The organism is Nocardia sienata NBRC 100364 (assembly GCF_001613205.1).
Classification (GTDB): Bacteria; Actinomycetota; Actinomycetes; order Mycobacteriales; family Mycobacteriaceae; genus Nocardia; species Nocardia sienata.
On the sequence record NZ_BDBX01000051.1, the window covers coordinates 35851 to 48163 of the forward strand.

14 protein-coding genes and 1 pseudogene are annotated in these 12313 nt (G+C 63.6%); 6 read left to right on the forward strand and 9 right to left on the reverse strand.

What is annotated here, in order from left to right; all coding sequences use genetic code 11:
* Positions 1–566 precede the first annotated feature (566 nt).
* Complete coding sequence (locus NS4_RS32430; RefSeq protein ID WP_157106226.1) at positions 567–716, reverse strand: hypothetical protein; 150 nt, start codon at positions 714–716, stop codon at positions 567–569.
* A 106-nt stretch (positions 717–822) separates the two neighbouring features.
* On the opposite strand from NS4_RS32430, the gene NS4_RS31705 reads away from it, so the two are divergent.
* Entirely contained in the window at positions 823–3633 is a 2811-nt protein-coding gene (locus tag NS4_RS31705; protein ID WP_084487691.1) for an NACHT domain-containing protein, read from the forward strand.
* A 110-nt stretch (positions 3634–3743) separates the two neighbouring features.
* Positions 3744–4006 (forward strand): annotated as a pseudogene (locus tag NS4_RS33905) (transposase); the annotation flags it as partial.
* 53 nt (positions 4007–4059) lie between these two features.
* On the opposite strand, the gene NS4_RS25020 reads toward NS4_RS33905, so the two are convergent.
* Positions 4060–4566, reverse strand: a complete 507-nt coding sequence (locus tag NS4_RS25020; RefSeq protein WP_063061948.1) for a MarR family winged helix-turn-helix transcriptional regulator — start codon at positions 4564–4566, stop codon at positions 4060–4062.
* A gap of 72 nt (positions 4567–4638) precedes the next feature.
* Here NS4_RS25020 and NS4_RS25025 point away from each other — a divergent pair, with 72 nt between their 5' ends.
* On the forward strand, positions 4639–5856 hold the full coding sequence (locus tag NS4_RS25025) for a GDSL-type esterase/lipase family protein (protein ID WP_084487693.1): 1218 nt from the start codon (positions 4639–4641) through the stop codon (positions 5854–5856).
* Between the two features lie 321 nt (positions 5857–6177).
* On the opposite strand, the gene NS4_RS25030 is transcribed toward NS4_RS25025, so the two are convergent.
* The 5 genes from NS4_RS25030 to NS4_RS25050 all read right to left on the reverse strand — a co-directional run bounded on the left by NS4_RS25030 (position 6178) and on the right by NS4_RS25050 (position 8251).
* The gene (locus NS4_RS25030; RefSeq protein WP_063061949.1) at positions 6178–6447 is read right to left on the reverse strand and encodes a Txe/YoeB family addiction module toxin; all 270 of its coding nucleotides are present in this window, start codon (positions 6445–6447) and stop codon (positions 6178–6180) included.
* On the reverse strand, positions 6440–6697 hold the full coding sequence (locus tag NS4_RS25035; RefSeq protein ID WP_063061950.1) for a type II toxin-antitoxin system Phd/YefM family antitoxin: 258 nt from the start codon (positions 6695–6697) through the stop codon (positions 6440–6442). Before NS4_RS25035 ends, NS4_RS25030 begins: the two co-directional genes overlap by 8 nt.
* A gap of 180 nt (positions 6698–6877) precedes the next feature.
* Entirely contained in the window at positions 6878–7300 is a 423-nt protein-coding gene (locus NS4_RS25040; protein ID WP_063061951.1) for a type II toxin-antitoxin system VapC family toxin, read from the reverse strand.
* Complete coding sequence (locus NS4_RS25045; protein ID WP_063061952.1) at positions 7297–7536, reverse strand: type II toxin-antitoxin system Phd/YefM family antitoxin; 240 nt, start codon at positions 7534–7536, stop codon at positions 7297–7299. Before NS4_RS25045 ends, NS4_RS25040 begins: the two co-directional genes overlap by 4 nt.
* A 103-nt stretch (positions 7537–7639) precedes the next feature.
* Positions 7640–8251, reverse strand: a complete 612-nt coding sequence (locus tag NS4_RS25050) for a TIGR03086 family metal-binding protein (RefSeq protein WP_063061953.1) — start codon at positions 8249–8251, stop codon at positions 7640–7642.
* A 97-nt stretch (positions 8252–8348) separates the two neighbouring features.
* Here NS4_RS25050 and NS4_RS25055 point away from each other — a divergent pair, with 97 nt between their 5' ends.
* Complete coding sequence (locus NS4_RS25055; RefSeq protein WP_063061954.1) at positions 8349–9302, forward strand: helix-turn-helix transcriptional regulator; 954 nt, start codon at positions 8349–8351, stop codon at positions 9300–9302.
* A 66-nt stretch (positions 9303–9368) separates the two neighbouring features.
* Here NS4_RS25055 and NS4_RS25060 read toward each other — a convergent pair whose 3' ends face one another.
* Complete coding sequence (locus NS4_RS25060; RefSeq protein WP_063061955.1) at positions 9369–10463, reverse strand: alkene reductase; 1095 nt, start codon at positions 10461–10463, stop codon at positions 9369–9371.
* A 65-nt stretch (positions 10464–10528) separates the two neighbouring features.
* Between NS4_RS25060 and NS4_RS25065 the strand changes: the two genes are divergently transcribed.
* Together NS4_RS25065 and NS4_RS25070 are read left to right on the forward strand one after the other, a co-directional pair.
* On the forward strand, positions 10529–10906 hold the full coding sequence (locus tag NS4_RS25065) for a MerR family transcriptional regulator (RefSeq protein ID WP_063061956.1): 378 nt from the start codon (positions 10529–10531) through the stop codon (positions 10904–10906).
* 235 nt (positions 10907–11141) lie between these two features.
* Positions 11142–11891, forward strand: a complete 750-nt coding sequence (locus NS4_RS25070; RefSeq protein WP_063061957.1) for a hypothetical protein — start codon at positions 11142–11144, stop codon at positions 11889–11891.
* Here NS4_RS25070 and NS4_RS25075 read toward each other — a convergent pair.
* Positions 11870–12268 (reverse strand): winged helix-turn-helix transcriptional regulator, encoded by a 399-nt coding sequence (locus NS4_RS25075; RefSeq protein WP_063061958.1) that lies wholly within the window; start codon positions 12266–12268, stop codon positions 11870–11872. The two genes, NS4_RS25070 and NS4_RS25075, sit on opposite strands and share 22 nt — an antisense overlap.
* Between the last annotated feature and the right edge of the window lie 45 nt (positions 12269–12313).

Genomic DNA, 12313 nt, shown 5'->3' on the forward strand with positions numbered 1-12313 from the left:
TCGGCGACCGGCGGCGCAGCCTCCACAGCGGGCACCGTGGTCGGTGCAGTAGATGCAGTTGCCGCAACCGTGGTCGATGTTGACGGACCGGCATTGGACGCACCGTCACCGTCACATGCCGTAACAGTCATCGCGATGGTGGCCGCGGCGGCAGCGAACAGAGCGGGTCGGATCATATTGCCTCCCTGGTGAAGCCGTCCCCCCGGGACAGCTGGAACTGAAACAGCTGGGTCGGCTTCGCTTTCGTCCGAGCCGCACCGTTGCCGTGGCGACTGCGCCGATCGCTCGACCTTCGCCTGACAATCGACCGCGAATCATGGGACGTTACAAACAGCGAGACAGTGACCGTGACCGGCGTTGCAGTAGAGCACGTCTCAGGCACCCGACACGTCGGCGATGCGCGGATCCCGCATTGAACCGGTTGTGCTCCGATAGCTTTGATCGATATGAGCAAGAATCCCATTGACCAGCGTCTGGCCGCGGAGCAGCCCGCGTGGACGTCTTAACCCGGGTTCCTGGGGAAGGTCTTCCCAGCCGATCCCGGTGAACAGCACGAACACAATCCCTTACAACACCAGCCGGTCGTCCATCCGAGCAGGCCCGGGCGTTCCCGGAGCCCTCACCGGCAGTAGCGGTTCGATCACCACCCACAACTCGTCGTCCCACGATCCACGGCGCCGATACAGCGAAACCGGCTGCACCACAGCCAGGTTCATTGCCGGTCGAGCGATCCTGTCAGGAGCTCTAAGGACTGCGACGAAGCTATCCCGCATACTCGCTATAGTCGGTACAGGTAGCGGACAGCGCTTCAACGGGGGCAAGATGAGTACACTCGGCATCGGAGGAATTGTTCTTGGGCGGATTGCTGGTGCAGCCGCTGCGCCACTCCTCGCCCATGCCCGAAAGAAGCTTGGTCAACGGGGGATCGGTTCTACCGATATTTTTACTGCAAAAGAACTTTCAAGCGGGCCGCACCAGTCTCAGTATTGGCCCGTAAGTCTAATGAACCATTTGCCGCGAGGCGTAACCCAATCGGACATCAACCGCATCGTCGAGTCTCCCGAGTTCCGGGTAATGTGTCGTCAGTTGGTGGCCTCCTATCTGACAGGACAGAAACCGGCTTACGAAGCGGATATTTTCCGCGAAATCGACGAACTATTTATAGCGAAGTTGCATGTCGAACCGGAACAATTCGCGCGATATTCGGCGCAGCTACGGCCTCACTTATTGGACGCCTGCCGCACTGCGGGAAAGCAGATACTCGCAAAGCTGCAGGACAAGCATCAAGCAGTGGACTGGGCATTGCAAGAGGTAGCGTCCGATGCGCTGGTGTCAATAAAAAGGTACTTAAAGGATCTGCTGCACGATCCCAATAGTGATCTGGCCTGGATTGGCGAATATTTGCGCCAGTTCAGTGCTATGCACTCAGAAATAGAACTACCCGACTTGAATCATAGGATGAAAGTAGATAGGCGCGACATATTTACTTACACTGACATCTCGATCGAGCGGCAGTCGTACTGTGGGGAATCTGGATACCGCCAGTTTATATCCGATCTCGACAGGGTAGTTATCCTCGGGGCGCCGGGTGCGGGTAAGTCAACGTCTACAACCATACTTGCACTGGATAGCATCGATATCGGCTACGTGCCTTTCTATGTTAGGTTGCGTGACCTTGAGGCTACGGAAATAAACGTATCATTACATATCTCCGATATGCTGTCGCGCCGATACCAACTGAATGCCGTCACCCCGAAAGCCGTGGATCGGATTCTGACGGAACGCGACTCCGTGGTAATATTTGACGGGCTGGACGAGGTTCGGACCGTGGCGGGTCGAAGGCGTATCGCTACTACAATAGAAGTGTTCTCGCGCCGCTTCCCTTTCGCAAAAGTGATCACCACTTGCCGTGCGATTGGCTATCTAAATGCAAAATTGCAGGACTCGATATTTACCACCGCGGAAATTGGTGAACTCAAACCTGATCAGATTCGCGAATATACGCGCAAGTGGTTCAGTATTCAGGAAATGCGGCACGGTTGGACCGTCGACAGCTTCGTGGAAGACTTCTGGGAAAGCGCGAAGTCGTCACTAGACTTGATGCGTAACCCGTTAATCCTTGCATTCGTCTGCGTGATGTACCGAGGGCGTAGGTTCATACCGCAAAGCCGAGTACGGCTGTTTGAGCAGTGCGCGAGTCTCCTGCTCGGAGAATGGGACCATGTGAGGGGGGTCCGCACCAAGTCGGAAATTCCGGAATCGGATCTAGTGGAGTTCTCGCTTGCGCGTCTGGCGTATCTTGGGGAAAAGAAGCCACTTGCAGAGAGTGCAGCTCGCAATGACTTGGTGCAACAACTAACCGGCCACTGGACGGGGTCGCATTCTGTAGCTACGGTCCAGGTTGACGAGTTGGTGGCATTCTTTCGAGAAAGGGCATGGCTATATACCGAGGTCGGTCAAGACGAGGATCACAACTTACTCTTCGGGTTCACCCATCAAAGTTTTCGCGAATACTTCGCAGCCACGTATCTGATCTGCATCCTGAAGCTTGAGATCGGAGCTCTGGCTGAGCTACTCTATAAGGTCTCAACCGACGGCACCGAGGAGATATTCGTTCAGAGCGCCATAATAATGTACCAAACACGGCGCTCAGAGACTCCGGCCGAGCTAATGTTGGCGATCATTCGTCGACTCATGGATCGACCAAGCCACACAACCGGTACTGCGCTCAGAATTCTCGCCGAGGCCGCCGAGGGAGTCCGATTGACCCCGCAGGCCATAGAGGCGCTGTCAAAAGCGGCAGTAAAACGTATCGGCGAGGGGGACTGGGAAACAGCAGCTTATATACTGAGGCCTACCCACCGGCATTCAGAGGCTATAAGCGAGCACTTTATCGCTATAATGGTTGCCGCGCTTAGGCAAAATCACTACATCAAAAGTTCTACGTGGACGATCGCATCCAACTTTGAATACACGCGTGGGATGGGCAGGGATTCCTCGACGGTGTTGATATGTAAAGCATTGCGAAGTGCATGCTTGTATCACCCGGCCATCAGCGATGATGTAGCCGTACTTGAGAAAAGTCCTCTACTATTCTACAAGTTTGGGCAACTAAACTACCTACTCTCGGACGTGTCTACTTATTGGAACGCATATAGATTACTATATTCGACCACGATCAATCTTGGCCTTGCGCCTATGTCTGCATTTCAGTGGATAGTAGATTGCTTCATAAACTCTAGAGACCTATATCTGGATAAGGTTCGCGCGATAAATGTTCTTCGCGCTTTCAGAGAAGCGGCGCTGAGATTCGGATTGCCCAGCAAATTGGCGTATACTCCGTGGTACTCGGTTACCGATTATGAAATACCCGACCTCGAGCGACTTTGCCGCATAATATCCAATTATCCTCAGGCAATTCGAGATGGGCTGTCGATTCTCTTGCTGGGTGCATATGAGTTGGAAATGTATCTTCCTATCTCCGCAAACAGGATGCACAGAGAGATCGAAAACTATCAGAATCGCAAAGAAGAGGCATTCCGGGCACTGCGCGCCGTAGAGTGCTCTCGCGACATATCAATTCTCGTACGCGATTGGGACAGCAATCAGGGAATTTGGGATATTAATCACTGAGGAGCTTTGCGCATAGAAACTCGATTTGCGACTAAGAGGGTGTCTTGCGCGGTTGTAATTCGTTGTCCGGCATGATGTGACCGGTGGTCGACAGGCTGACTCAGAGCCTGATCCCGGATACGTTGTGGGACATGTGAAACCGTTACTACCTGAGTTCACGCCCAGGCTGCAGGGTGGCGGGACTGCTCCGGTGGACGAGTGGGCAGTGTTCACCGCATTGGCGTTCGTGTTGACCAGCGGGTGCGCGTGGCGGCATCTGCCGCCGTCGTTCGGGGTGAGCGTGCCGACCGTGCATCGCCGGTTCATGGTGTGGGCTGATGCCGGGGTCTTCGACGGCCCCGGCCCGTCGGCTGCGCCACGAGTCGGCGGCGCGCAGCCGGCGGGCCGGGGGCTCGGGCGGCGGCGCGGCGGCCATCGGCGCCGGGCTCAGTTCTGCTGGGCCGATCTCCACTCGGCCGGCGCGGAGCCCAATGCGGTGGCCTGGGGGTTGACCGTATCGCGCACGATGCGTAACGCGCAGAGAAGTGCGTCGAGTTGTTCGGTGGTGAGCAGGTCTATGAGCCAGTGCTGGATTGCGTCGAGGTAGAGCGGCAGGACTTGTTCGAGTCGTTGAGCCCCCGCCTCGGTGAGGGTGGCGTAGGAGACGCGCCGGTCGGCGGGGTCCAGTTCGCGGACCGACAGGCCGCCGCGGGACAGCCGGTCGACCAGCCGGGTGACACCGCTGGTGGACAACGAAGTCTGGTTCGCGAGGTCGGTCATGCGCAACCGCCGACCGGGGGAGCGGCTCAGCCGGATCAACGCATTGAGGTCGAGACCGGACAACCCGTGCGCTTTCCAGACGGGTTCCATCCGCGCGAGCAGGCCCTCGTGCGTCTCGAACAGCAGCCCCATCGCTGTGAGCCGGGGGTCGTCGAACAAGTCACTGGCGCTCATGTCCCTGAACCTACCAGAAGCCTGATGCGCGGATAGTTGACACGCGTAATATTGACGTGCAACATACGTCCTATGGGAAATTCCGCATCGCAAGTAAACTTCGACGGAAACAGCTGGCTCGCCGGCTTCCGATCGGGTGTCATCAGCCCGGATGAGCAGATCGCACTCACCGAACCCCGTGCGTTCGCCGATCAGACGATCCGCCAGTTCCTGCGACTCGCCGGGGGCGGCAGCCGGGTACGGGTGCGTCTGACCAACCGTTACGGCCGGACGCCGCTGCGGGTGCGAGCCAGGATCGCGATCCGGTCGGCGCGGGACGAAATAGACGCGGCGACCGACACTCCATTGCGTTTCGCCGGCGCGGAGGAGGTCTGGATCGAACCGGGGGCCGAGGTCGTGAGCGATCCGATCGACTGGGCGACAACGGCCGGAACGACCCTGGCGTTGAGTCTGTACCTACCGGAGTCCACCGGCCTCGCGACCTACTCGCACATGCCGCAGCAGACCGCCTACGTCGCACCCGGTAACCAGTCCGGCGCTGTCCTCCTCACCGGGGCAGAGCCGGTGGCCGCGCGTTTCTTCGTCACCGGTGTCGACGTCTACGGCCCCGCCTCGACGCCGGTGACGGTCGCATTCGGTGACTCGTGGTTCGAAGGCGTGGGTACGACTCCCGACACCGACCGGCGCAGTGTCGACATCATGAACCGGCGGCTGCCCGCGGGCTGGGTGGTCAACCAGGGAATATCCGGTAACAGGTTGCTGCGCGCGGAGATCGGCGAGAGCGGGCTGGCCCGGTTCGATCGGGACGTCCTCGCGGTCCCCGGGGTGCGGCGAGTCCTGCTCCACTTCGGCATCAACGATCTGATCCTCGGCGGGATGGCCGGGCAGCCCCCGGCGACGGCGGCGGAGCTCATCGCGGGCTTCACGGACTTGGCCCGGCGCGCACATAGGGCCGGGCTTGCGGTGCACGCCGCGACGATAGGACCCTTCGGTGGGTCGGTGTTCCCGAAAGTTACTGCTGCCGAAGGGTCTCCGATCCGTCGGGAGGTCAACGAGTGGCTCCGGCGCACAGATGTCTTCGACTCGGTGGCCGACCTCGCGGCCGCGGTGGCCGACCCTGCGGACCCGGATCGTATCCATCCGGTGTTCGACAGCGGCGACGGAACCCATCTCAACGACCGGGGAGCGGCGGTCATGGCCGAAACCCTGTTGCCGATGCTGCCCGAATTCGACCGCGTGATACCGGGTCGGGGCAGCTCGGTGAGGGCTGGTCTCGCGGAAGCTGCCTGACCGGATGCGGGGTTCCGCGGCGCCGGGGACACGGCACGATCGAGAGGCCGGGCGTACGGTTCACCGCTCACCGCTGCGGATGAGCGAACGCCCGGCCCGAGGTCCCGGAACCCCGCGGAGGGTCTGCCGACCGTTCGTGGTGAACGCCGCGTCGGTCCGGTGGCCTGGCGCAGGACCGGGATCGTCGTAACCTCGCTGAAAACGGCCGGTTCACCGCTCGCCGATGTGGCACCGATCGCCGCTTGGCGCCGACCTACGCCGGCATTCACCGTTCACCGTGGTTTCGGAGACAGACCGGCACGGGCCCGCACGGCTGCCGCGCTACTCGTCGTAATGTCCCCCAACGCCGATGACCACCAATTCGGTATCGGTCACGTAGTAGATCAGGCGGTGTTCACGGGTGATCCGTCTCGACCATTTGCCCGCGAGCTGGTGTTTGAGCGGTTCTGGCTTGCCGATTCCCCCGAAGGGATCGGCAAGTGCGGCGGAGATCTGCTTGTTGGCCGCTTTGAGCACCGAGCGATCCCGGGCGAGCCACGACGTGTAGGTCTCCCAGCCGTAGGCTGTGAACACCAGCTTGCGCTCAGGCATCGGGATCCAGCAGCTCCTGCGCTTCGAACCGCCCCTCTTCGGCGTCACGTGCGGATTCGAGCAGCCGAACTCCGCCATGAGTAGCCAATACGTAGAGCGTTTCCTGGATGGAGTTCCAATCGGATTCCGACACCAGGACAGCGTTCTGGCCGCTCTTGGTGACCACTGTGACGGTGTCGTGGTCGTCGTTCACCTGCTGGACCAGGGAGAACAGCTGCTGACGAACAGTGGAGATGGGTAGTGCGGTCATGTATGCGCCCCTCGGTTGATTCGTACAAGATATCGTACAACTTGGGCTCGATTCGGTCCATCACCGCGCACCGGGATCGTCGCAACTGACCACCTGCATCAGGAGCGGTTTCGCGGCCGCGACCCAGGTAACGCGGCAGTCGGTCCGTTTCGAACCGAGAACCGAGTAGGCCGTGGCGGGTCAGTTTTCTTCCCAAGGATTGACGAAGGTGATGCCCATCGGCCGGAAGTCGGCCGCGTTGCGCGTTGCGAGGGTCAGGCCATAGGCGGTGGCCGTAGCCGCGATCAAGGCGTCGTGAGCCGGCCGTCGGTGGGGGACGTGCAGGCGGGCCGCGATCTCGGCGACTCTCTGGTCGATGTCGAGGACCCTGCCCGCGTAGGTCGGTAGCACGCCATCGTTGAGCCAGTGGTCGAGCGCTCGAGCCTGCGCAGGGTCGCAGCGTCGCTTGTTCTCGATTCCGGCCCGGAGTTCGAGCAGCGTGATAACCGAGAGGTACGTGTCGGAGGGCGACAGGTCTCGTGCCCAACGATCGACGTTCCGGTCTCTGCGGTCTTCGCTTTTCCGCAGCTCCGAAACGATATTTGTGTCCAGGAGGAAACTCACAGATCGACCTCACGGAGCGAGTCCGTGGGCCGTACCGGCTCGAAGTCGATGTCCTCGCTCATGGTGAAGGCATCGGCCAGCGAAATTCCGGACCGAGTGAGCTCCTGGTAATCGGCAAAGGTCAGAAGCACATGAGACGGCCGGCCGTGATCTGTGATGATCACCGGTCCGCGGCCGGCCGCCCGCTTGGCCGCGCTCACATCGTGGTTGAAATCGCGGGAAGTTACGATACTCATCGTTCACCTCCATGTAGGTATGTACCTACAATACCGCGCGGTGATGTAGGAGACCACCTGGTCGATGTGGCTGGTGCTATCCGGATACTGCCGCGAGTGCGGGTCACCGTCGCGGTCGGCGACCCAGGTAACGCAGCAGCCGGTCGGTGTCGGAACCCTCGCCCTCGACGATCGGGCCATAGGCGCCCCAATCGCGCAGCGGTTCGATCCGGCCCTGGGCCGCGGCGAGAATCGGCGCCGAGAGATCGTCGGTCAGCGGCGATTCCTGTCCGGTGGCGACCGCGATATCCCAGGCGTGGACCGCCGCGTCCAGGGCGCACAGCACGGCAGCCACCGGGGTGGGCAGCGGGCCGAAGGGGAGCGGGGTGGGGACGCTTTCGGTGTCGTCGGTGACCGTGGACCAGGCGGTTGCTGTCTCCTCGAGGGCGGCGGTGACCAGGGCGACGGGTCCGTCGGCGATCGTGCCGGTGGGGGAGAAGGGGTCGTAGGACGGGCCGGCGCCCACGCCGAGCGCCGCGGCGAAGGCCCGCTGGTCCGCGGCGGCGTGCTCGGCGACCTGCGCGACGTTCCAGTCGGCGCACGGAGTCGCCAGCTGCCATTGGCCGGCCCCGACGCGCGCGATCGCCCGACGCAGCGCTTCGTGGGCGGCGGTCAGCACCTCGCGCCAGACCGGGGCGAGCTGAGCGGTGATGTCCTGTGGGGCGGTGGTTTCCATTTTTCTGCCTCTCGGTCGTTTTCGGCGTTGAACTCAGGCTATGGCCCTATTAGGCTCATTTCCTTCCTGATAGAAACCCGCCGGGAACGAGAATTTTGTGACCTCCACCACCACCCGGGTGCTCCGGTTGCTGTCGCTGCTCCAGGACCGCGGATATACCGGGCCCGAACTGGCGCAGCGGCTCGGAACAACCGACCGCACCCTGCGCCAGGACATCGCCCGCCTGCGCGAACTCGGCTACCCGGTGCACGCCACGCGGGGCCCGGTCGGCGGCTACCGTCTCGGCCAGGGCGCCACCATGCCGCCGCTGCTGCTCGACGATGACGAAGCAGTAGCGGTCGCTCTCGCCATGGGCCTGGCCGAGGACGGGTCCACCGGAATCGCCGATATCGATCACAGCGTCAAACGGGCGCTGGCCAAACTGGAGCGAATCCTGCCGAAACGCCTGCAGCGCACTGTCAACGCGCTGCGTGAGACCACCGCGGTCGGCCCGGCGACGATCGGATCCCGGGAACCGGACGCGCCGGTGCCCGCGGAAACCCTCGCCACGATCGCGGCGGCGATCCGCGCCGCCCGGGAGCTCGAGCTCGACGACCAGCGGGTCGAGCCGTACCGGCTGGTCAGCTGGCGGCGGCGCTGGTATCTGGTCGGTTACGACCTCGACGCGCACACCTGGCGCGCGTTTCCGGTGGCCGACCGGCGTCGGGTCGTGCCGGGCACCCGCCGCTTCGCCGCCCGCACCCCGCCCGATCGCGATCTGGTCGCTTTCGTGCTCCGGGAGGTGGCCTCCGCGGGCTATGCGGTGCACGCCCGGGTCACTGTGCTGGCGCCCGCGGAAACCGTTATCGCCCGTATCAATCCGGCGGTCGGGGTCGTGGAACCGGTCGACGAGAACTCGTGCCTGCTGCTCACCGGCGCGGACGCGATGGAGACGATCGCCATCTACCTGAGCATGCTCATGATGGATTTCCGTGTCGACGGCCCGCCGGAACTGGTCGAGCACATCCGCACCCTGGGGCGCCGGTACCGGGAAGCGGTCGCCCACCTCTGACGGGGCCCGACCGTGCAGCTCCGGCGATACACGGTCCGGCTTCCATCGGCGCCGGCGATCGGGTGCTCAGGCGGTGGCCGCGAGGGTCGGATAGTCGGTGTAGCCCTCGGCTCCGCCCACGTACATCAGATGTGCGTCGCGGATCGCGTTGAGCGGCGCGCCGGCGCGCAGGCGTTCGACCAGGTCGGGGTTGGCCAGGAAGGCGCGGCCCAGGGCGATGTGGTCGGCTCCGGCGGCGACCAGACGCTCGGCCCGGTCGATGATGGCGCCGGCGTCGCGGGCATCACCCGCGGGATTGGCGACGAGACTCCCGGGCCACAGTTCACGGAGCCGCCGCAGCAGCGGGTCGTCCGCGTCGACTCGGACGATGTGCAGGTAGGCGAGGCCCAGCTCGGCGACCGCGGTGACCAACGCCGGATAGATGGCTTCGGTATCTCCCTCCGCTATGCCGTTGACAGGATTCGCCGGCGAGATGCGCAACCCCACCCGCTCCGGGCCGATGGCCGCCGCCACCGCCTCGACGACCTCGATCGTGAACCTGATCCGATTCTCGACCGGACCGCCGTAGGCGTCGGTGCGCTGGTTGGTGTTGCGGGCCAGGAACTGGTGCAGCAGGTATCCATTGGCGCTGTGGACCTCGACCCCGGCGAAACCGGCCTCGACGGCATTGCGTGCCGCGGCGACGAAATCGGCTGCGGTGGAGTAGATGTCGTCGACCGTGAGTTCACGCGGCGTCACGGCAGGCCGATGGCCCGACGGGGTGTGCACGGTATCGGGCAGCGGGATCGGCGAGGGCGCGACCGGGACCAGGCCGCTGTTGTCGGGATGGCCGACCCGGCCGCCGTGCTGGAGTTGCAGGAACATATGGCCCCCGGCCGCCCGGACGGCGTCGGTGACGCGGCGCCAGCCGGCGATGTGCTCGGCGCGGTGGATACCGGGAATATTGGCGTAGGTCTGACCCACCTGGTTCGGGGTGGCGGCCTCGGCGATGATCAGGCCCGCGCCGGCCCGCTGGGCGTAATAGGTCGCCATCAGGTCCGAGGGGGTGCCGTCTGCTTCCGCGCGGTTTCGTGTCAAGGGGGCCATTACCAGGCGGTGTGGTAGCTCCAGACCGGCGAGTCGAATGGGAGCGAATAGATCGCGGGGCGCTGTGGTTGTCATGCCTGGACGGTAAGACCTGACATTGATGTGAAGTTCAAGCCCGAACAGGAAAAAGCGAGGTGAGCATGCGAATCGGAGAACTGGCGCAGCGGACCGGGGTCAGCGAACGATCACTGCGCTACTACGAGGAGCAGCGGTTGCTCACCGCCGACCGCACACCGGGCGGACACCGCGACTATCCGGAGCACGCGGTGGACCGGGTCGTGCACATCCAGGAGCTGTTCGCGGCCGGACTGTGCAGTAAGAAGATCGTGGAGATTCTGCCCTGCATGCGGGACACCGACGGCGGCGCAGGCGAATTCGCCACACCCTCGCTGGTGAACGAGCTGCAGGCCGAACGGGACCGGATCGACCGCATGATCGCCGATCTGCTCCGCTCCCGCGAGGTACTCGACGAGGTCATCGAACGGGCAGGAGCGAACTTCACGGTGACAGCTGCGTGAGGGTCGTCGGGTAGACCGTCGCGTGTCCGAAACCCCTCTCCGACGCCGAACGTGACGCTGCGCCGGAGGGTTTCCGGTACCAACGGTCCGCACCGGACGCCACGCGAAGCTGCCGTGAAACCGGAAACCGACCGAACCGGTTCGGGTCCGACGGGATTCACCTCTTCGATTCTGCCGACTTCGGGTCTGCCCCGGCTACACTCGGCTCCACTGTCCCCGAGCCAGGTGGTGACTCATGGCGTTCGCGGTGTGGGTACGGTCGGTCCCGGTTTTCACTTCGCTGCTGGTGGTGGCGCTGAGCGGTTGCGCGTCACCGAGCGGCGGCGACCCCGGCTCGGTGGTCTCCTCGGGAGTTCCCACGGTCCCGGCGCGATCATCGACGGCCGCGGCGCCCGAGGTGCAGCAGCCACCGGACCCGCCGTCCACCACGGTGGTTTCCCTGGTCGCCGTCGACGCATCCGGCCGGCCGACCGACGGTTTCGATGTATCCGGTACCGCGCCCGCCGGTCGGCTCGACTGCAGTAACGCCGTATCCAGTCGTTCCGCGACCAGCCCGGGTATCTACCACTGCGGTGCCTCCGCCGACGCCGCCGATATCTGCTGGGCCGGCGCCGGCGGAACCGAACTGCTGTGCGCCGATGATCCCTGGAACCGGGAACTGCGCTGGTACAGCGTGGAGCCCCGGCTCGAACCGATCGGGAAGACCCTCGAGCCCGAACCGTGGGCGCTGGAACTGGCCGACGGCCGCCGATGCCGTATCCGGGTGGGTGGGGCATGGGGCGGCCGAGCCGACGGTCTGGTGGGCGCCTACTGGTGCACCGGCGGCGCCGAGGTCGTCCTGCAGCCGTCCGATGCCCGGACCGCCATCGACACCTCCGCACCCACCTGGCATATCCGGCTGGGTGAGCTCGGCGCGGGGGCTCCCGATCTGCCTCCGCCGACGATCGTGGACGTACGCACTGCCTATTTCGCGGCCGCGTCCTGATCGGCCGCCGTCCGGCTCGGCTCGCGCAGCGGCTGGATCCGGGCCGCGCCGATTCGTTCGATCCGTTCCCGTCCCCAGGCGCCGAGCGGTTCCAGCGCGCTGTTCATCGATCGGCCCAGGCCGGTGAGCCGGTACTCCACCCGCGGCGGCACCTCGGGGTGGACTTTCCGGTCCACCAGCCCGTCCTCTTCGAGTTCGCGCAACTGCTGGATCAGCATCTTCTCCGACACACCGGGCAATCCGCGGCGCAGTTCACCGAAGCGGCGCACCCCGTAGTTCTCCAGCTCCCAGAGGATCAGGCCTTTCCATTTGCCGCTGATCACATCCATAGCGGCATCGATACCGCAGAAGTACGGCCCGAACCTTTTCTCGCCCATCTCGGCCTCGCTGCCTGCTCACATACGTCGTGGTAACTACCCCAC

Excerpts from the sequence above, each read along its gene's own strand:
- NS4_RS25030 (WP_063061949.1), bottom strand. The coding sequence starts at position 6,447 with ATGCCTGAGCGCAAGCTGGTGTTCACAGCCTACGGCTGGGAGACCTAC.
- NS4_RS25035 (WP_063061950.1), bottom strand. The coding sequence starts at position 6,697 with ATGACCGCACTACCCATCTCCACTGTTCGTCAGCAGCTGTTCTCCCTG.
- NS4_RS32430 (WP_157106226.1), bottom strand. The coding sequence starts at position 716 with ATGAACCTGGCTGTGGTGCAGCCGGTTTCGCTGTATCGGCGCCGTGGA.
- NS4_RS25020 (WP_063061948.1), bottom strand. The coding sequence starts at position 4,566 with ATGAGCGCCAGTGACTTGTTCGACGACCCCCGGCTCACAGCGATGGGG.
- NS4_RS25070 (WP_063061957.1), top strand. The coding sequence starts at position 11,142 with ATGGCGTTCGCGGTGTGGGTACGGTCGGTCCCGGTTTTCACTTCGCTG.
- NS4_RS31705 (WP_084487691.1), top strand. The coding sequence starts at position 823 with ATGAGTACACTCGGCATCGGAGGAATTGTTCTTGGGCGGATTGCTGGT.
- NS4_RS25025 (WP_084487693.1), top strand. The coding sequence starts at position 4,639 with ATGGGAAATTCCGCATCGCAAGTAAACTTCGACGGAAACAGCTGGCTC.
- NS4_RS25065 (WP_063061956.1), top strand. The coding sequence starts at position 10,529 with ATGCGAATCGGAGAACTGGCGCAGCGGACCGGGGTCAGCGAACGATCA.
- NS4_RS25060 (WP_063061955.1), bottom strand. The coding sequence starts at position 10,463 with ATGACAACCACAGCGCCCCGCGATCTATTCGCTCCCATTCGACTCGCC.
- NS4_RS25045 (WP_063061952.1), bottom strand. The coding sequence starts at position 7,536 with ATGAGTATCGTAACTTCCCGCGATTTCAACCACGATGTGAGCGCGGCC.
- NS4_RS25075 (WP_063061958.1), bottom strand. The coding sequence starts at position 12,268 with ATGGGCGAGAAAAGGTTCGGGCCGTACTTCTGCGGTATCGATGCCGCT.
- NS4_RS25050 (WP_063061953.1), bottom strand. The coding sequence starts at position 8,251 with ATGGAAACCACCGCCCCACAGGACATCACCGCTCAGCTCGCCCCGGTC.